The sequence below is a fragment of the Pseudomonas khavaziana genome (assembly GCF_036704165.1).
Lineage (GTDB): Bacteria > Pseudomonadota > Gammaproteobacteria > Pseudomonadales > Pseudomonadaceae > Aquipseudomonas > Aquipseudomonas khavaziana.
On the sequence record NZ_CP129946.1, the window covers coordinates 1,407,875 to 1,425,323 of the forward strand.

The 17,449-nt window shown below is 60.5% G+C and carries 15 protein-coding genes; 8 read left to right on the forward strand and 7 right to left on the reverse strand.

Annotated elements, in window-relative coordinates; genetic code table 11:
* Nucleotides 1-63 precede the first annotated feature (63 nt).
* The 3 genes from fecA to QYQ93_RS06200 form a co-directional block, all read right to left on the reverse strand.
* Nucleotides 64-2,400, reverse strand: a complete 2,337-nt coding sequence (gene fecA / locus QYQ93_RS06185) for a TonB-dependent Fe(3+) dicitrate receptor FecA (RefSeq protein WP_338476536.1) — start codon at nucleotides 2,398-2,400, stop codon at nucleotides 64-66.
* A 199-nt stretch (nucleotides 2,401-2,599) separates the two neighbouring features.
* Nucleotides 2,600-3,541: a FecR domain-containing protein gene (locus tag QYQ93_RS06195; RefSeq protein ID WP_338476537.1), complete on the reverse strand. Its 942-nt coding sequence runs from the start codon at nucleotides 3,539-3,541 to the stop codon at nucleotides 2,600-2,602.
* Complete coding sequence (locus QYQ93_RS06200) at nucleotides 3,538-4,026, reverse strand: sigma-70 family RNA polymerase sigma factor (RefSeq protein ID WP_338476538.1); 489 nt, start codon at nucleotides 4,024-4,026, stop codon at nucleotides 3,538-3,540. The genes QYQ93_RS06195 and QYQ93_RS06200 overlap by 4 nt, the downstream gene beginning before the upstream one ends.
* A gap of 170 nt (nucleotides 4,027-4,196) precedes the next feature.
* On the opposite strand from QYQ93_RS06200, the gene QYQ93_RS06205 reads away from it, so the two are divergent.
* From QYQ93_RS06205 to QYQ93_RS06230, 6 genes are all read left to right on the forward strand, one after another.
* Entirely contained in the window at nucleotides 4,197-4,499 is a 303-nt protein-coding gene (locus QYQ93_RS06205) for a DUF3649 domain-containing protein (RefSeq protein ID WP_043048646.1), read from the forward strand.
* Nucleotides 4,496-6,070, forward strand: coding sequence for a PepSY domain-containing protein (locus tag QYQ93_RS06210; protein ID WP_338476539.1), 1,575 nt, complete (start codon nucleotides 4,496-4,498; stop codon nucleotides 6,068-6,070). Before QYQ93_RS06205 ends, QYQ93_RS06210 begins: the two co-directional genes overlap by 4 nt.
* Nucleotides 6,070-6,396: a DUF3325 domain-containing protein gene (locus QYQ93_RS06215; protein ID WP_338476540.1), complete on the forward strand. Its 327-nt coding sequence runs from the start codon at nucleotides 6,070-6,072 to the stop codon at nucleotides 6,394-6,396. The genes QYQ93_RS06210 and QYQ93_RS06215 overlap by 1 nt, the downstream gene beginning before the upstream one ends.
* Nucleotides 6,397-6,403: 7 nt before the next feature.
* On the forward strand, nucleotides 6,404-6,982 hold the full coding sequence (locus QYQ93_RS06220; RefSeq protein ID WP_043048649.1) for an RNA polymerase sigma factor: 579 nt from the start codon (nucleotides 6,404-6,406) through the stop codon (nucleotides 6,980-6,982).
* A complete protein-coding gene (locus QYQ93_RS06225) occupies nucleotides 6,979-7,956 on the forward strand; it encodes a FecR family protein (protein ID WP_338476541.1) in 978 nt (325 codons plus the stop codon). Before QYQ93_RS06220 ends, QYQ93_RS06225 begins: the two co-directional genes overlap by 4 nt.
* Nucleotides 7,957-8,110: 154 nt before the next feature.
* Nucleotides 8,111-10,351: a TonB-dependent receptor gene (locus QYQ93_RS06230; protein WP_338476542.1), complete on the forward strand. Its 2,241-nt coding sequence runs from the start codon at nucleotides 8,111-8,113 to the stop codon at nucleotides 10,349-10,351.
* 89 nt (nucleotides 10,352-10,440) lie between these two features.
* Here QYQ93_RS06230 and QYQ93_RS06235 read toward each other — a convergent pair whose 3' ends face one another.
* Complete coding sequence (locus QYQ93_RS06235) at nucleotides 10,441-10,791, reverse strand: glutaredoxin family protein (RefSeq protein WP_043048652.1); 351 nt, start codon at nucleotides 10,789-10,791, stop codon at nucleotides 10,441-10,443.
* Nucleotides 10,791-11,795 (reverse strand): nucleoid-associated protein YejK, encoded by a 1,005-nt coding sequence (gene yejK, locus QYQ93_RS06240; RefSeq protein WP_003171997.1) that lies wholly within the window; start codon nucleotides 11,793-11,795, stop codon nucleotides 10,791-10,793. Before yejK ends, QYQ93_RS06235 begins: the two co-directional genes overlap by 1 nt.
* A 397-nt stretch (nucleotides 11,796-12,192) precedes the next feature.
* Between yejK and QYQ93_RS06245 the strand changes: the two genes are divergently transcribed.
* On the forward strand, nucleotides 12,193-12,474 hold the full coding sequence (locus tag QYQ93_RS06245) for an HU family DNA-binding protein (protein ID WP_005785131.1): 282 nt from the start codon (nucleotides 12,193-12,195) through the stop codon (nucleotides 12,472-12,474).
* Nucleotides 12,475-12,733: 259 nt separating this feature from the next.
* The gene (locus QYQ93_RS06250) at nucleotides 12,734-13,123 is read left to right on the forward strand and encodes a hypothetical protein (RefSeq protein ID WP_338476545.1); all 390 of its coding nucleotides are present in this window, start codon (nucleotides 12,734-12,736) and stop codon (nucleotides 13,121-13,123) included.
* Between the two features lie 105 nt (nucleotides 13,124-13,228).
* Here the strand turns inward: QYQ93_RS06250 and rlmF are convergent, their stop codons facing one another.
* Nucleotides 13,229-14,248 (reverse strand): 23S rRNA (adenine(1618)-N(6))-methyltransferase RlmF, encoded by a 1,020-nt coding sequence (gene rlmF, locus QYQ93_RS06255; protein ID WP_338476546.1) that lies wholly within the window; start codon nucleotides 14,246-14,248, stop codon nucleotides 13,229-13,231.
* Nucleotides 14,249-14,452: 204 nt separating this feature from the next.
* Nucleotides 14,453-17,299, reverse strand: coding sequence for a valine--tRNA ligase (locus tag QYQ93_RS06260; RefSeq protein ID WP_338476547.1), 2,847 nt, complete (start codon nucleotides 17,297-17,299; stop codon nucleotides 14,453-14,455).
* Between the last annotated feature and the right edge of the window lie 150 nt (nucleotides 17,300-17,449).

Genomic DNA, 17,449 nt, shown 5'->3' on the forward strand with positions numbered 1-17,449 from the left:
CACACCGCTATCGGGAGCAAGCCCCCTCCCACAGTAGGTTCTGTGTTGTTCTGCAGATTTGGATCAGAACGCGATAGAGGTTTGCACATACACCGTACGCGGCTCACCCACGTACTTGCCCTTGTTGTTATCGTCAAACGAGCGGGTGTAGTACTGCTTGTTGAAGATGTTCTTCACCCCCACCGCCACATTCAAATCCGACAGTTGCGGGCCGAAGTCATAGGCCGCTCGGCTGCTGAACAGCATATAGCCGGGGATGCGCCCATTGGCACCGTCGGCGCTTTCGGCCTGGGTGTTGGCATTGTCGGCGAACTGGCTGCTCTGGTAGCTGCTGTCCACATTCAGCTTCCACGGGCCGTCGGTGTAACCTACGCCGAGAGTGCCTTTGTGCTTGGACGAGAAGGGCACGCGGTTGCCTTTGTTCGGGCCGTCTTCGCGGATGGTCGCGTCAACATAGGCATAAGTGGCATACACATCGAAACCTGCCAGCGCCGGGCTCAGGCCGTCGAGGGCGTAGTTGATGCTCGACTCGATGCCTTGGTGGCGCGTCTCCCCACGGGCGATCACCGTGTCGTTGGTCTGGTTGCTGTCGTACTGGTTGTCGAAGTTGATCAGGAAGGCGCCGATTTCCGCACGCAGCGTGCCGTTGTCATAGCGCGTGCCGAGCTCCCAGGTGCGGGCTTTTTCCGGTTTGACTTCGCCGCTGTTCACGCGGTTGGGCATCTGGCTGTACTGCACGCTGCCGAACGAGCCTTCGGTGTTGGCGTAGAGGTTCCAGTCGTCGGTGAGGTGGTAAAGCACATTCAGCGCCGGCAGTGCGGTGTTGTAGTCGCCCTTGTACTTGACGTTGCTCAGGTTGTTGGTCTGCTGGGACTCGATCATCTCGTAGCGAATGCCCGGGGTGATGGTCCATTTGCCGATATCGATGCGGTCGTCGATGAAGAACGCATTGGCTTCGGTGCCACCGCGCGTGTCGCGGTCGTTGCGGCTGTCAGTGCTGGGGATTTGCTGATTGGCGGCGATTGGTGTGCGGTAGCGCAGTTCGTGGCCGGCTTCATTGACGTAGCGGTAGCCGACGCCCACCTCATGGCTTGTGAGGCCGAGGTCGAAGCCCTGGGCGAAGCGGGTCTCGAGGCCGCGTACCCAATATTCGCGTGGCGACAGCGACAGGAAGCTGCCCTGGTCCAGGTAGCCGCTGCGCAGGGTCTTGGTGAAGAAGCTGTTGACCGTGAATTCGCGACGGTCCTGCTCGTAGCGGTAGCCGACGTTGAACAGGGTACGGCGGCCCCAGAACTTGTCGTAGGGGCGGGTGGACTGGTACGGATCGGCCTTGTAGTCCTTGACGTTCAAACCGCCGGGCATATCGGCCTGGCCTTCGTAGTACTGCGCCATGGCGTTGAAGCTGTTGGCGTCGTCCAGTTGGTATTTGCCCTTGAGGATCAGGTCGTCGATGCGCGTGTTGCTGTTTTCGCGCCAGTCGCCGCCGCGGGTGCCGGAGTACAGCAGCGCGCCGCCCAGGCCATTGTCGGCAGTGCCGCCGGCGAGCAGGTTGCCGGTGGTCTTAAAGCCATCGTGGCTGGAAGACGGGCTGGTCTCGGTCTGCAAGCCGCCCTTGACCGTGGGCGCATCCGGGATAGCGCGGGTCACGAAGTTGACGATGCCGCCGACGTTCTGCGGGCCATAGCGCACCGCGCCGCCGCCACGAACCACGTCTACCGCGTCCATGTTGCCCATGCTGATCGGCGCAAAGGACAACTGGGGCTGACCATAGGGCGCGAACGGCACCGGGATGCCATCCATCAGCACCGTTGAGCGCGACGCCAGGCGCGGGTTGAGCCCGCGAATGCCGAAGTTCAACGCCATGTCGTGGCTGCCGGTGCCGTTGTTTTCCGGAGCATTGACGCCGGGAATGCGGTTGAGCACATCGCGGGCCTGGGTTGCGCCTTGGCGTTCAAACTCTTCACGGCGGATAACGTCACGGGCGCCGGGGTGTTCGAACACGTTGGTTTGCGCCGCGTCACCGAGCCAGTCGCCGACCACGTTGGAGGTTTGCAATTGAAGGGGGGCGGTGACGCCGGTCGGTTGCAGGCTGTAGGCATTGTCACCTTCGGCCCGGGCTTGCAGGCCGGTGCCTTCCAGTAGTTTCTGCAGGCCGTCGGCCGCGCTGTAATTGCCCGACAGGCCACGGCTTTGCATGCCGGCCGTCACTTCGGAACCGAAGGACACCAGCACACCGGCTTCGCGACCAAATTGATTCAGGGCCGCTTCCAGGGTGGTCGGCGCGATGTGGTAGGCCTTGGCGTCGGTTGCCATCGCAGGAGGCAGCACGGTCAGGCTGAGGCTGGCGCCCAATAGGAGTTGGCGCAAGGTGCGGGCAATAAGCGTCGGTTGCTGGGGCATGAAGGCGGTCCTGAGAAGGAAGGATCAAGGTGGCTTTCCTTCTCTGTCACGCCAGGTGCGGAAAACGGCTCACATTTATAAAAAAATATTTACTGTAGGAGCGAGCTTGCTCGCGAAAATCGTCAACGGTAACGCCGGTTGCCTGGTTTACCGCGGTGTGCTGGCGTTTTTCGCGAGCAAGCTCGCTCCTACAAATGCATCAGGTACGTGCCTGCACGGTCACCCAATAGCGGGTAAAGCGCCGCACTTTCACTGGCAGGCTGACTTCCAGCAGGTCGAGGATGCGTTCGCTGTCATCCAGCGGGTAGCTGCCGGACAGCAGCAGGTTCGCCACTTGCGGGTCGCAATGCAGCTGGCCGCGGCGATAACGCCCCAGTTCGCCGAGGAAGTCTTCCAGGCGCATATGCGCGGCCACCAGCATGCCGTCGGCCCAGGCGCCGCTGTTGGCGTCGGTCGAGCGCGGGGTGTCCCAGCCCTTGCGGGTGAAATTCACTTGGTGCGCGGCCGCTACGGTCAGTGGCAGGCCACTGTAGTTATTGGGCGTGACCTCGACCTGGCCGGCCAGCACTGCGAGTTGGGTATGGTCGTTGAACTGGCGCACATTCAGGCGCGCCGTCTGGCTGCTGAGCAGGCCCTGGCCGGTCAGCACGCGCAACGGCGTATCGCCTGCACGGGAGGTCAACAGAATTTCGCCTTCGAGCAGGCGGATCAGCCGTTGCTGCCCATCGATATGCACATCCACTGCGCTGCCTGTGTTGAGTTTCAACTGGCTGCCGTCGGCCAGTTGCACGCTGCGACGCTGGCCTATCGGGCTGCGATAGTCGGCGCTCAGCGGCGGCAGGATATGTTGCTGGCGCAGGCTCCAAACTGCTGCCGAACCGGCGCCCAGGATCAGCAGCAACTTCAGCGCCTGGCGCCGGCTGCGCAAGGTGGGGGCATTCAACGCCGCGTGGGCCAGGGGCGAGGGCATGCCGCGCAGGCGTTGGTTGACCTGCTGGATCTGTTCCCAGGCGCGCTGGTGCTCGCTGTGGGCATTCAGCCATTGTTGCCAGGCAGCTTGCTGGCGTGGGTTGAGCGCGCCTTGCTGCATCTCCAGCAACCAGTGCACGGCCTGCTCGGCGACCTGGCTGGAGACGTTCATAACGCGAAGTAGCAGCGCATGGCCGCCTTGGTCAGGTGGCGCTTGACGGTGGCGATGGAGATGCCCAGTTCGGCACTGATCTGCGCGTAGGTCAGGCCATCGAGCTGGGCGAGCAGGAAGGCCCGCTTGGCCAGCCGGGGCAAGCCATCGAGCAGTTGGTCCAGTTCCAGCAGAGTTTGCAGGATGATTGCGCGGTCTTCTTCCGACGGTGCGACGTGCTCGGGCATTTGCGCCAAGGCATCGAGGTAGGCGCGCTCCAGGTCCTGGCGGCGATAGAAGTTGAACAATACGCGCTTGGCCACGGTGGTGAGGAAGGCACGGGGTTCAATCAGCGTCGGGGGGTCCCGTGCGCTGAGCACGCGGATGAAGGTGTCCTGCGCCAGGTCGGCGGCGTTTTCCGGGCAGCCGAGTTTGCGTCGCAACCAGCCGGTGAGCCAGTGGTGATGGTCGTTGTACAAAACTTCGACAGTATTGGACGGCTGCAACGCGATCACTCCGTAAGCATCGCCATGCTTTAGAGAACAAGAATTGTTCGCATTGTAGGGGCGGCGACGAGGTTCGGCAATCCGTCACGGCAGGTGATTCATCCGTTCTCTTTTGCTTATGAGAATATTTATCATTAATATTGCGCGCTGATCAGCTTGGCGTCTGCCGCATGAAAAGCAAAACCTCATTGCCCGTTTCCTACCGCCTCGCCGTCACCTCGCGTGTGCTGGCGGCTGTTATCGGCGGCTACCTGATGGCGTCCCTGGCCGCCATCTGCCTGGCGTTGTGGATGCCCACATCGCGTGCCGACGCAGTGGTCACCGGCATGATGAGCTCGTTTGTGTTCTACCTGCTGGCGGTGCTGTGGTGCTTTGCCTGCCGCACTGCGTGGCGTGCCTGGGCGGGGGTGATGCTGCCAAGCGCGCTGTTTGCCACCCTGGCCGGCGTAGGTTTGTGGATGGTGCGCACATGAAAGAGGGTTTTCGCCAAGCCATGGCCTGGCTGCATACCTGGGCCGGGTTGATCTTCGGCTGGCTGCTGTTCGCGATTTTCCTGACCGGCACCCTGGCCTATTTCAAAGACGAAATCACCCACTGGATGCAGCCCGAAGTGCAGGCCCATCCCCTGGATGACGGGCGCAGCCTTGCCGTGGCCCAGAATTACCTGCAACAACAGGCGCCCACGGCCGCACGCTGGTTCATTACCCTGCCGACCCAGCGCGATCCTGGTCTGTCGGTTATGTGGCAAGACAAGGTCGAGCCCGGCAAGCGCGGCACCTTCATCCAGAAAGTCCTCGACCCGGTCAGCGGCCAACCGGTGCAGGCCCGCGACAGCAAGGGCGGCGAGTTCTTCTATCGCTTCCACTTCCAGCTGCAAATGCCTTACCCGTGGGGCCGCTGGCTGTCGACCATCGCCGCCATGGTGATGTTTGTCGCGCTGATCACCGGCATCATTACCCACAAGAAAATCTTCAAGGATTTCTTCACCTTCCGCCCGCGCAAAGGCCAGCGTTCCTGGCTGGACGGGCATAACGCGGTGGGTGTGCTGGTGCTGCCGTTTCATCTGATGATCACCTACAGCAGCCTGGTGATTTTCATGAGCATGGTCATGCCAGCGCCCATCATGGCGTCCTACGGCGACGACAGCAGGGCGTTCTTCAAGGAGCTGTTCCCCAACACTGACAACGCGCCGGCCCTCGGCCAATCGGGCCAGTTGCTGCCGTTATTGCCGATGTACCAGCAGGCGCGCGAGCAGTGGGCTGGCGGTCATGTGGGACGGGTGGCGGTCAACAACCCTGGGGATGTGAACGCGTCGGTCAATGTGTTCCGCGCCAGCTCCGATAGCGTGGTGCACGATTTCGGCAGCACCGTTTCATTCAACGGCACCACGGGCGAGTTGCTGCGAGTCAGTGGTGAACCGTCCTTGCCGTCGGCCATCGGTGGCAGTTTCTACGGCCTGCACATGGGCCATTTCGCCGGCCCGGTGCTGCGCTGGCTGTACTTTATCTGCGGGTTGGCGGGCACGGCGATGATCGGCACAGGACTGGTGATCTGGCTTGGCAAGCGTCAGCTCAAACACGTCAAGAGCGCAGCGATGCCGTTTGAATTGCGCCTGGTCGAGGTGCTGAATATCGCCAGCATGGCTGGCTTGATGATCGCCATCGCCGCGTTTTTCTGGGCCAACCGCCTGTTGCCGGTAAGTTTCGCCGCGCGCTCCGACTGGGAGGTGCAAGCCTTTTTTGTCGCCTGGGGCCTGAGCTTGTTACACGCGATGCTGCGTCGCGGTCGCCGAGGCTGGGTCGAACAACTGAGCATCGGCGCGCTGCTGTTTGTGGCGATCCCGCTGCTTAACGCAATGACCACCCCGCAGCATTTGGGCGTCTCGCTGATGAACGGCGACTGGGCCATGGCCGGCTTCGACCTGACCTGCCTGGCCAGCGGTGTGTTCCTTGCCTGGGCGGCGTGGAAGATGCAACGCCGTACCGCGCCGCAACCCAAAGCCGAACGTGCGCGTGGGTTGACGCTCAAGCAGGAGGCTGGCTGATGCTCCTCGCGCTGCTGATGTGCTACGCCGGGTTTACCGCGCTGTGCCTGTCCACCGACCGTCATCACGGCGAGCTGCTGCACAGCAAACTCACGTCGAAGCGGCGCTTGGGGCTGCGGCTGGGTGGCTGGTTGCTGCTGATTGCCGCGATCTGGCCGGCGGTGCTGGCCGCAGGCTGGAGCCAGGGCCTGGTCGAGTGGTGCGCAGTGTTGATGCTCAGCGCCTTGTTGCTGGTACTGCTGTTGCCATATCGGCCAAGGCTGGCGCTGATTCTGGCAGGCCTCAGCCTGCTGGCCAGCCCTGTTGCAGCATTCGCACTGTCCTGAGCCTGCCATGATAATCAGCCCACCGCCGGAGCCCCAGGACAGCCCGCACACCGATGCGCCCGGTGGGCGTGCGCATTTCCTGCAGGTGTTTTTGTCCCAGCGTTCGCAGATGGAAGCGCTGGTCAGCCGCCGCGTCGGGTGCCGCGCCACGGCAGCCGACCTGGTGCAGGATTTGTTCCTGCGCTTCTGGCGTCGCCCCTTGGTGCAGGTTGAAGAACTCAGCACCTATCTGCTGCGCTGCGCCAGCAATATCGCCATCGATCACCTGCGTAGCGAAGGTGCACGAGTACGCAGCAGCGAAGGCTGGTTGCCCGAGCAATCAGATCACCAAGTCTGCGAACCCCAGGCCGCACTGGAGGCAGGCCACGATCTGCGACACGTGGAAACCGCCCTGCGCAGTTTGCCAGAGCGTACCCGCCAGATTTTCCTGCTTAACCGTATCCACGGGCGCAAGTATGCAGAAATTGCCAAGGCCATGGGGTTGTCCCAAAGTGCCGTGGAAAAACATATGATGCGCGCCCTCCAAGCCTGCAAGGCCAGCCTTCGTGAACCATCGTCACCACGCACGCCAGGGAAAGCACCGTGAACATCCCGCCGACACCCGCCCAGGAACAGGCCGCCCTTGACTGGCTGGGCCTGCTGCATGACCAGCCCAGCAGCGGCGACCAGGCCACGTTCAGCCGCTGGCTGCGCGCCGATCCCGCGCATGCCGAGGCGTACGCCAAGGCTCAGGTACTGTGGGAGTTGAGCGAAGAGCCGGCGCGCAAGCTGGCCGATGAAGACGCGCTGGCCTTGCAGGCCTACCTCAATAAGATGAATTCCTCCAGGCGCTCCCGTGCACTGCGCTGGCCCGGCGCCCTGGCCCTGGCCGCCTGCCTGCTGGTGATGGTGTCGATGGGCGCCGGTTGGCAGCCGTCGCGCTGGGTCGATGAGTTGGGTGCTGACTACGTGACGGCGCCGGGGGAGGTGAAGGCCTTCACCCTGGCCGATCGATCTGTGGTCACCCTTGACGCCGACAGCGCCATTGCCGTGGATTTCAGCCATGGTCAACGGCATATCCAGCTGCGGCGTGGCGCGGGATTTTTCAGCGTGGCACACACCGGCCAGTCCTTTGTGGTGGAGGCGGGCGGTGGTCAAGCGCAGGTGCTGGGCACCCAGTTTGAAGTGCGCCTGCAACCGGCTGGAGCCGAGGTCACCGTATTGTCCGGCCGGGTGGGCGTGACACCATCGGAACAGGGCCGGCAGCAGGTTTTGACAGCAGGCCAGCAAGTGGCCTACGCCGATGGCGTTGCCGATGCCATGCAAGCTGTCGACAGCGAATCCCGCCTGGCCTGGCGCGATGGCTGGCTCAACTACTACCAGGCACCGCTGGCCGACGTGGTCCGGGACTTGGGTCGTTATTACCCTGGCCGCTTGCTTCTGCTCAATGAAGAGATGGGCGCCAAACGCGTCAGCGGCAGTTTCCCGAGCAAGGACCCGTTGGCGGTATTGAACGCCTTGCAAGCGGTGCTGGGCTTTGAACAACACAGGCTGCTGGGTCGCATCATCGTGTTGCGCTAGTCGCAGCGCCGTTCACCGAACCTTCATCGCAATCGCCAAAACCTGTCACCAAACGGTTACACGTGCCGTGGATCATCCCTGGGTTCCTGAGCAAGTGGTCAGGAAGAGCACTTCTGCCCCATACAACACAACAATGTCAGTAAGGGATCTACACGTGAACTACAACTCTCTTTATGCCTTGCTTCTGGCATCGGGCCTGGGCGGCTTTGCACCGCTGGTGATGGCCGATGACACCCAGGACGTAGGTTCGGTGAACGTTGCCGGCAAGCAGACCCTGGGCAACGGCCACATGATTCGCGAAGAAAGTGCCAAGGCGCGCTCGACGGTGACCAAGGAGGCCATGGACGAAATGTCGGCCACCGCCAACGCCATCGACAAGCTCAAATACACCCCGGGCATCAACGTTTCCAGCGATGACGCCAGCGGAACCAGCGGCACCAACTTCACTATGCGCGGCATGAGTTCGGACCAGGTCGGGGTGTCGGTGGACGGCGTGCCGATCAACGATTCTGGCAACTACAGCGTGTATTCCAACCAGCTGGGCGACCCGGAAAACCTCGCCGAAGTGTTCGCCACCCAGGGCTCCTCCGAGGCCGACGGCCCGCACATCGGTTCCAGCGGCGGCAACATCGGCATGATTACGCTGCGGCCAACCAAGGAGGCGGGGTTTTTTGCCAAGCAGACTATGGGGACCAATAACCTGCGCAAAACTTTCGTGCGGGCTAATACCGGTGATTTCGGTGGCCTCAAGACCTGGGTCTCGGCATCGCACCTGGAAGGTGACAAGTGGCGCGGCAAGGGCACCCTGCGCAGCGATAAAATCGAGTGGAGCAGCCTGTTCGAAGGTGACAACGGCAATTCCACGTTGGCCACGGTCAAGTACAACAAGCAGGAAAACTACAATTACAACAGCCTTAGCAAGTCGCAATTCGACAATGAAGGACGGCGCAAGGACTACGCTGAAAGCCCAGTGTACAAAGCCGGTTTGTTATCTGCGTCCTACAAGCTCAATCGCAACCCCTTTGAAAGCGTCAACGCCACGCTGACCCAGCGCTGGCAGCTTCAAGACAATCTGTCGCTGACGGTCACGCCGTATTACTACTGGTCCAACGGTGGCAGCTTCAGCGGCCAGACGGCCTCCAACCTGGGGCCGAGATCCGACAAAGCCGGCAATTACGACCTCGGCAACCTGCAATCGGCCAACTACTATCGCCCTTCGTGGACCGAGACCTGGCGCCCCGGCGTCACGGCCAAAATGAAGTGGGACATCAACGAAGAACACAGCCTGGACTACGGCTACTGGTATGAACGCGCACGCCAGCGCCAGACCCAGCCGTTTATCGGCATTAACGGCGAGGGCGCGCCGGATGATGTGTGGGGCGACTACAACAGCGGCGGCCAGGTGGTCGACAAGAACGGTGCGACGGTACAAGGTCGTCATTACTACACCGTCACCCCATCGCAGAAGCTCTGGGTACAGGACAGTTGGCAAGCCACGCCGGACCTGAGTTTTGTCGGCGGCGTGGCCTACCAATACGTCGAACGTGACGGCAACAACCTCGGCAGCCTGTACGACAAGCCGGAAAAACGTAACACCCGTTACCACCAATTCCTGCCCAACTTCAGCGCCAAGTACCAGGTCGACGAGAGCAACCAGGCGTTCTATAACGTCACCCGCAACATGCGCACGCCTCCCAACTACGTGCTGTACAACAAGGGCGATTCCGTCAGCCTCAAGTCCGAGTTGAGCTGGAACCAGGAGCTGGGCTGGCGCTACACCGAAGACGACATGGCCTTGAGCGCGACCCTGTTCTACATCAGCTTCAAGGATCGTCAGGTGTCGACCACCGATGCCAGCGGCGACTACATGGTGCTCAACGTAGGCAGCGTCGCTAACAAAGGCCTGGAATTGGAATGGAGTGGTTTGTTGCCCCACAACTTCAACTACTACGCCTCGTACACCTACACCCAGTCCGAGCAGAAGGACGACCTGCTCAGCAAGAATGTGCTGTTGCCCACCTCTGGCAAGCAACTGGCCAACGTACCGGAAAATATGTTCAACCTGGTGTTTGGCTATGACGACTCGCGGTTCTACGGCAACGTGGCGGGCAAGTATGTCGGCAGCTTCTACGGTGATTTGACCAACAAGGAGAAGATCGAAGGCCGTACGGTGTTTGACCTCAATGCCGGTATCTATTTGCCGGTGGACAAGAAGGTCATCAAGTCGGCGACCCTGCGCTTGTCGATGCTCAACGTCTTCGACAAGGAATACCTCAGCTCGGCCCGCACCGTGGCGTTCAACTCGACACCGGTCAACGGCCTGGCGCCGAGCACGGCGTATTACAACGTAGGGGAGGAGCGCACGGCGATGGTGTCTCTAGAGGCCAACTTCTAAGACCACCACAAAACCAAATGTGGGAGGGAGCAAGTCGAATCGTCGCACCGCCCCTCCCACATTTGATCCACGGTGTTTCAGGAACTGGGTTATTTCAGCGCCGCCATGATCGCATCCGGGTTGTAGTCGCGGATCAACGTGCCATTGACGTCCACAAATGGAATTCCGCCACCACCCAACGCCTCATACGCCTTGCGCGCCTGAGCGTCTTTCTCGATATCCAGCGCCTGGTAAGGAATGCCTTTCTGGTCCAGAAAACGCCGGATCTGTTTGCAGTATCCACACCAGTCAGTGGAATAAAGCACCACACGCGCCGAGCTGCGTACCTGTTCCGAAACCACCTGGGACGGGTTGAATAGCCGCTCGACCTTGCCCCAGTTCTGGATCACCACCACCACCAGCAATACCAGCAGGACTTTCTTGAAGACCCCGCCCAGCATCAATTACGGCGCTTGAGCTGGTCGGTCAGTTGGGTCGGCAGGCCCTTGATGATCAAGGTGCCGGCAGCTTCGTCGTACTCGATCTTGTCGCCCAGCAGGTGTGCTTCAAAGCTGATGGACAAGCCCTCGGCGCGCCCGGTGAAACGGCGGAACTGGTTGAGGGTGCGTTTGTCCGCCGGGATTTCCGGCGACAGGCCGTAGTCCTTGTTGCGGATATGGTCGTAGAACGCTTTTGGCCGATCTTCATCGATCAGGCCGGAAAGTTCTTCCAGGCCCATGGGCTCGCCGAGCTTGGCCTGGCTGCTGGCGTAGTCCACCAGGGTCTTGGTCTTTTCGCGGGCGGATTCGTCAGGCAGGTCTTCGCTTTCGACGAAGTCGCTGAATGCCTTGAGCAGGGTGCGGGTTTCGCCCGGGCCGTCGACGCCCTCCTGGCAGCCGATAAAGTCGCGGAAGTATTCCGAGACCTTCTTGCCGTTCTTGCCTTTGATAAAGGAGATGTATTGCTTGGACTGCTTGTTGTTCTGCCACTCGGAGACGTTGATGCGTGCTGCCAGGTGCAACTGGCCCAGGTCCAGGTGGCGCGAGGGGGTCACGTCCAGCTCGTCGGTCACCGCCACGCCTTCGCTGTGGTGCAGCAGGGCGATCGCCAGGTAGTCGGTCATGCCTTGCTGGTAGTGGGCAAATAGCACATGGCCGCCGGTGGAGAGGTTGGATTCCTCCATCAGCTTCTGCAGGTGCTCCACGGCGGTACGGCTGAAAGTGGTGAAATCCTGGCCACCGTCAAAGTATTCCTTCAACCAGCCGCTGAACGGGTGCGCGCCGGACTCGGCATGGAAGAAACCCCAGGCCTTGCCTTGTTTGGCGTTGTAGCTCTCGTTGAGGTCGGCAAGCATGTTCTCGATGGCGGCCGACTCGGACAGCTCGGAGTCGCGGGCGTGGAGAACTGCGGGTGTGCCGTCGGGTTTTTTGTCGATCAGGTGGACGATGCAATGACGGATCGGCATAGGCTTCTCGGCTGGTTGAAGGGGGAGCGGTTGGCCTCCCCGAAAAGTCGCCCAGTGTACCGCACCCATTGGTCAAGACGTGCCTCGAAGGGCGTTTTGGACGACGTCCGACCGGCCATATGCCTTTTTTTCACGGTTTAGAGCGATAAAGCTGACCAAATGGGTATGTTGAGGCGGATATTTCCCCGTCTCTGTGCTAGTTTTGCCCGGTCTTACGCCAAGTCTCGGCGTTAAGCGTGCATTCAGCATTTGTCAGGTCGAACCAATCCCCGTTTCAAGCATCTATAACCCCGATCTCCGTGGTTATGGCCGGGGATGCCAGGCCATGACGGCCAGGCTCGACGGCTGACACTGCACTCTGCAATCCATATGAATTTGATAGGGAAGGAACACCACAATGGCTTTGACTAAAGACCAACTGATCGCTGATATCGCTGAAGCTATCGACGCGCCAAAAACCACCGCGCGTGCTGCTCTGGACCAACTGGGCCAGATCGTTGCTGATCAGCTGGAAAACGGCGGCGAAATCACTCTGCCAGGCATTGGCAAGCTGAAAGTGACCGAGCGTCCTGCCCGTACTGGCCGTAACCCTTCGACTGGCGCTGCCATCGAAATCGCTGCCAAGAAAGTTATCAAGCTGGTTGTGGCTAAAGGCCTGACCGACGCTGTTAACAAGTAAGACGCAGTAAAAAAAAACCGTGCTTCGGAGTGATCCGGGCACGGTTTTTTGTTGCCTGATGGAAAGTGCAAGCAGGGATATTCAACCGGATGAGTCGGGGTAACAGCTATTTGGATGGTTCACCACTGTCAAGGTTCACAGTAGACGCGTGCCGATCAAAAGCAGTTAATCAAGTCGCGACCGGTGCTTTTAAGTCCTATGGATCAATGCCCTGCTTGAAGATGAGCGGGGCTGACAACCGCTTATTTGAGAGGCGAACATGTCCAACGAACAGCTTCCTGTACCCGAAATTTTGCATCTGAGTGAAAGCGGCTTTATTTCCTGTGCCACCATTAGAAAAGAAGATGCTGCTTTCGGTATCTTGGTTCAGGTGCCCGGCATCGAGCACGAGGTGGCATTCCATTGGAAGGCCACCGCAGACTCAGCGTCAGGAGGGACGAACGTCAACAGCGACATTCCTGCAAAGCCAGACGCTAATAATCAGATATTCCTGGGGCCTTATAGCGAGATACTTGCCCCGGTGCGGCGTGGTGAGTTGAAGTTAAGTTATTCGTATGCCGACGCGAGCGGTAATGTCGCTCATTCGCCTGTTAAAACGGTGCGTCTTGACCTGACTTTGTCTAGCGGTGGAATTTGCGAATTCTCCTAACTGGCCTCCAGCGCCCTTACCGGTCTATCGTGTGATCGAGTAAGGGCGCGTTTAATCGATTTGCTGGCACTTTGGGCGTTTCAACTGAACGCCATACTCAATGTTCTACCTGACCCACCGAGATGCTCGCCAGATCTGCTGCTCATTCTTGGTCTGGAACGTCCACGCCACAAACCGGCTTTGCTTCTGCCCCTGGGACATCTCCACCACCTGGCTTTCCAGCACGCCGACTTTTTTCAGTGCGGTCTGGATCGCGGGCAGGTTTGACGCTTTTGACACCAGGGTGCTGAACCACAACACCTTGTGGGCAAAATGCGCACTTTCGGCGATCAGCTGCGTCACAAAGCGCGCTTCGCCGCCTTCACACCACAGCTCGGCCGATTGGCCACCGAAGTTGAGCACTGGCAACTTGCGTTTCGGATCGGCCTTGCCCAGGGCACGCCACTTGCGCTCGCTGCCTTTGGTGGCCTCGTCCATGGACGCATGGAAGGGCGGGTTGCACATGGTCAGGTCATAGCGCTCGCCCGGCTCCAGCAAGCCCAGCAGGATCTGCTTGGGGTTGGGCTGTTGGCGCAGTTGGATGACCTTGCCCAGGTCATTGGACTGCACAATGGCCTTGGCGGCGGCCACGGCGATGGGGTCGACTTCCGAGCCCAGGAAGTTCCAGCGGTACTCCATATACCCAATCAGCGGGTAGACGCAGTTGGCGCCCATGCCGATGTCCAGCACCTTGACGATGGAGCCGCGCGGGATCTTGCCGTCGTTGACGCTGGCCAGCAGGTCGGCGAGAAAATGCACATAGTCGGCACGCCCCGGCACCGGCGGGCACAGGTAATCGGCCGGGATGTCCCAATGCTCGATGCCATAGAACGACTTGAGCAAGGCCCGGTTGAACACGCGCACTGCATCCGGGCTGGCAAAGTCGATGCTCTCCTTGCCATAGGGATTGATGATCACGAATTGCGCCAGCTCTGGCGTGGTCTTGATCAACGCCGGGAAGTCGTAACGGCCCGTGTGGCGGTTGCGCGGGTGCAGGGTAGCCTCTTTGCGCGGAGCCACGGGCTTGGCCGGGGTAGCGGATTTGGGCTTCTTGCGCGGAGGTTTAGGCGTAGTGGGGGCGGTCATGTTGATTCTGGTGTTGGCTCAAAGTGGCGGCCATTGTCACACATCCTGAGCTCAACCCGGTCAAATGTGGGAGGGGGCGTGCTCCCGATAGCGGTGTGACAGTCAAGAATATTGAGACTGATCCAGCGCTATCGGGAGCAAGCCCCCTCCCGCATAGGCAAAAAAAAGAGACCCGGAGGTCTCTTTTTTCACGCGAGTCAAACCTTACAGGCTGGAGATCCGCGCATGTTGCTCGGCCAACTTGCCCAAAGCCTGTTCAGCTTCGGCCAACTTGGCGCGTTCCTTGTCGATCACTTCGGCCGGTGCCTTGTCGACGAACGCCGCGTTGGACAGCTTGCCGCCCACGCGCTGTACTTCGCCTTGCAAGCGAGCAATTTCCTTGTCGAGACGGGCCAGTTCCGCGTCCTTGTCGATCAGCCCGGCCATCGGCACCAGCACTTCCATATCGCCGACCAACGCGGTGGCAGACAACGGTGCTTCGGCATCGGCAGCCAATACGGTGATCGACTCCAGCTTCGCCAACTTCTTGAGCAGCGCGTCGTTCTCGCTGAGGCGACGCTGATCTTCAGCGCTGGCGTTTTTGACGAACACCGCCAATGGCTTACCCGGGCCGATGTTCATCTCGGCGCGGATGTTGCGCGTGCCGAGCATCAGGGTCTTGAGCCACTCGATATCGCTTTCGGCGGCCGCATCGATGCGTGCTTCATTGGCCACCGGCCAAGGTTGCAGCATGATGGTCTTGCCTTCGATACCGGCCAGCGGCGCCAGGCGCTGCCAGATTTCTTCGGTGATGAACGGCATGAACGGGTGCGCCAGGCGCAACGCGACTTCCAGCACGCGCACCAGGGTACGACGGGTGCCGCGCTGGCGTTCGACCGGTGCGTTTTCATCCCACAGCACGGGCTTGGACAGTTCCAGGTACCAGTCGCAATACTGGTTCCAGATGAACTCGTACAGCGCCTGTGCGGCCAGGTCGAAACGGAACTGGTCGAGCTGGCGGGTCACTTCGGCTTCAGTGCGTTGCAGCTGCGAGATGATCCAGCGGTCGGCCAGGCTCAGCTCATAGGCTTCGCCGTTCTGACCGCAGTCTTCGCCTTTGTCCAGCACGTAGCGTGCAGCGTTCCAGATCTTGTTGCAGAAGTTGCGATAGCCTTCGACGCGGCCCATGTCGAACTTGATGTCGCGACCGGTAGAGGCCAGGGAGCAGAAGGTGAAGCGCAGGGCGTCGGTGCCGTAGCTGGCGATGCCATCTGCGAACTCATCGCGGGTCTGCTTCTCGATCTTTTTCGCCAGCTTCGGCTGCATCAGGCCCGAAGTGCGTTTCTGCACCAGGGTTTCCAGGTCGATGCCGTCGATGATGTCCAGCGGGTCCAGGACGTTGCCCTTGGACTTGGACATCTTCTGGCCCTGGCCGTCGCGTACCAGGCCGTGCACGTACACGGTCTTGAACGGTACCTGCGGGGTGCCGTCTTCGTTCTTCACCAAATGCATGGTGAGCATGATCATCCGGGCAACCCAGAAGAAAATGATATCGAAGCCGGTAACCAGCACGTCGGTGGAGTGGAATTTCTTCAGGAACTCGGTCTGCTGCGGCCAGCCCAGGGTGGAGAAAGTCCACAGGCCCGAGCTGAACCAGGTGTCGAGTACGTCGTTGTCCTGTTGCAGTGCAATGTCCGGGCCCAGGTTGTGCTTGGCACGTACTTCGGCTTCGTCGCGGCCAACGTAGACCTTGCCCGACTCGTCGTACCAGGCCGGGATGCGGTGGCCCCACCACAGCTGGCGGCTGATGCACCAATCCTGGATGTCGCGCATCCACGAGAAGTACATGTTTTCGTACTGCTTGGGCACGAACTGGATACGGCCATCTTCCACGGCGGCAATCGCAGGCTCGGCCAGCGGCTTGGTGGATACGTACCACTGGTCGGTCAGCCACGGCTCGATCACGGTGCCGGAGCGGTCGCCCTTCGGCACTTTCAGGCCGTGGTCGTCAACGCTGACCAGCAACCCGGCAGCGTCGAACGCGGCAACGATCTGCTTGCGCGCTTCGAAGCGGTCGAGACCGGCGTATTCGGCCGGGATCTTGCCGTCGACGCTGTCGTTCAGCGTACCGTCCAGGTTAAATACCTGGCAGGCCGGCAACACGGCGGCGTTCTTGTCGAAGATGTTCAGCAGCGGCAGGTTGTGGCGCTTACCGACTTCGTAGTCGTTGAAATCGTGGGCCGGGGTGATTTTCACGCAGCCGGTGCCGAATTCAGGGTCGCAGTAGTCGTCGGCGATAATCGGGATGCGACGCCCAACCAGCGGCAGTTCGACGAACTTGCCGATCAGCGCCTGGTAGCGCTCGTCGTTTGGGTTAACCGCGACGGCGGCGTCGCCCAGCATGGTTTCCGGACGCGTGGTGGCGACGATCAGGTAGTCGTTGCCTTCGGCGGTCTTGGCGCCGTCAGCCAGCGGGTACTTGAGGTTCCACAGGAAGCCTTTTTCGTCGTGGTTTTCCACTTCGAGGTCGGAAATGGCCGTGTGCAACTTAGTGTCCCAGTTGACCAGGCGCTTGCCGCGGTAGATCAGGCCGTCTTCATGCAGGCGCACGAAAGCTTCCTTAACGGCTTCCGACAGGCCATCGTCCATGGTGAAGCGCTCGCGGCTCCAGTCTACGGACGAACCCAGGCGACGGATCTGACGGCTGATATTGCCGCCGGACTGGTCTTTCCATTCCCAGATTTTTTCCAGGAATTTCTCGCGCCCCAGGTCGTGGCGGCTCTGGCCGGTGGCTTCGAGTTGACGTTCCACCAGCATCTGGGTGGCGATACCGGCGTGGTCGGTGCCCGGTTGCCACAGGGTGTTGCGGCCCTGCATGCGGCGGAAACGGATCAAAGCATCCATGATCGCATTGTTGAAGCCATGGCCCATGTGCAGGCTGCCAGTGACGTTCGGTGGCGGAATCATGATGGTGTAGGAATCGCCGGCACCTTGTGGGGCGAAATAGTTCTCGGACTCCCAGGTGTTGTACCAGGAAGTTTCGATAGCGTGGGGCTGATAGGTCTTATCCATGCGCGGCGGGACCCTAGTTGGCATTTATTCAGGAAAGCCGGCAAGTATAACGGGGCAGGACGAGGAGGGCGAGTTGAAGACGGACTTAAGGCTGATGCAAAACTAATGTGGGAGGGGGCTTGCTCCCGATTGCTGAGTGTCAGCCACCGA

Bases quoted from the DNA above. Each gene is read 5' to 3' on its own strand.
- QYQ93_RS06195 (WP_338476537.1), bottom strand. From the start codon at position 3,541: ATGAACGTCTCCAGCCAGGTCGCCGAGCAGGCCGTGCACTGGTTGCTG.
- QYQ93_RS06205 (WP_043048646.1), top strand. From the start codon at position 4,197: ATGAAAAGCAAAACCTCATTGCCCGTTTCCTACCGCCTCGCCGTCACC.
- QYQ93_RS06210 (WP_338476539.1), top strand. From the start codon at position 4,496: ATGAAAGAGGGTTTTCGCCAAGCCATGGCCTGGCTGCATACCTGGGCC.
- QYQ93_RS06250 (WP_338476545.1), top strand. From the start codon at position 12,734: ATGTCCAACGAACAGCTTCCTGTACCCGAAATTTTGCATCTGAGTGAA.
- QYQ93_RS06235 (WP_043048652.1), bottom strand. From the start codon at position 10,791: ATGCTGGGCGGGGTCTTCAAGAAAGTCCTGCTGGTATTGCTGGTGGTG.
- yejK (WP_003171997.1), bottom strand. From the start codon at position 11,795: ATGCCGATCCGTCATTGCATCGTCCACCTGATCGACAAAAAACCCGAC.
- QYQ93_RS06245 (WP_005785131.1), top strand. From the start codon at position 12,193: ATGGCTTTGACTAAAGACCAACTGATCGCTGATATCGCTGAAGCTATC.
- rlmF (WP_338476546.1), bottom strand. From the start codon at position 14,248: ATGACCGCCCCCACTACGCCTAAACCTCCGCGCAAGAAGCCCAAATCC.
- QYQ93_RS06220 (WP_043048649.1), top strand. From the start codon at position 6,404: ATGATAATCAGCCCACCGCCGGAGCCCCAGGACAGCCCGCACACCGAT.
- fecA (WP_338476536.1), bottom strand. From the start codon at position 2,400: ATGCCCCAGCAACCGACGCTTATTGCCCGCACCTTGCGCCAACTCCTA.
- QYQ93_RS06215 (WP_338476540.1), top strand. From the start codon at position 6,070: ATGCTCCTCGCGCTGCTGATGTGCTACGCCGGGTTTACCGCGCTGTGC.
- QYQ93_RS06260 (WP_338476547.1), bottom strand. From the start codon at position 17,299: ATGGATAAGACCTATCAGCCCCACGCTATCGAAACTTCCTGGTACAAC.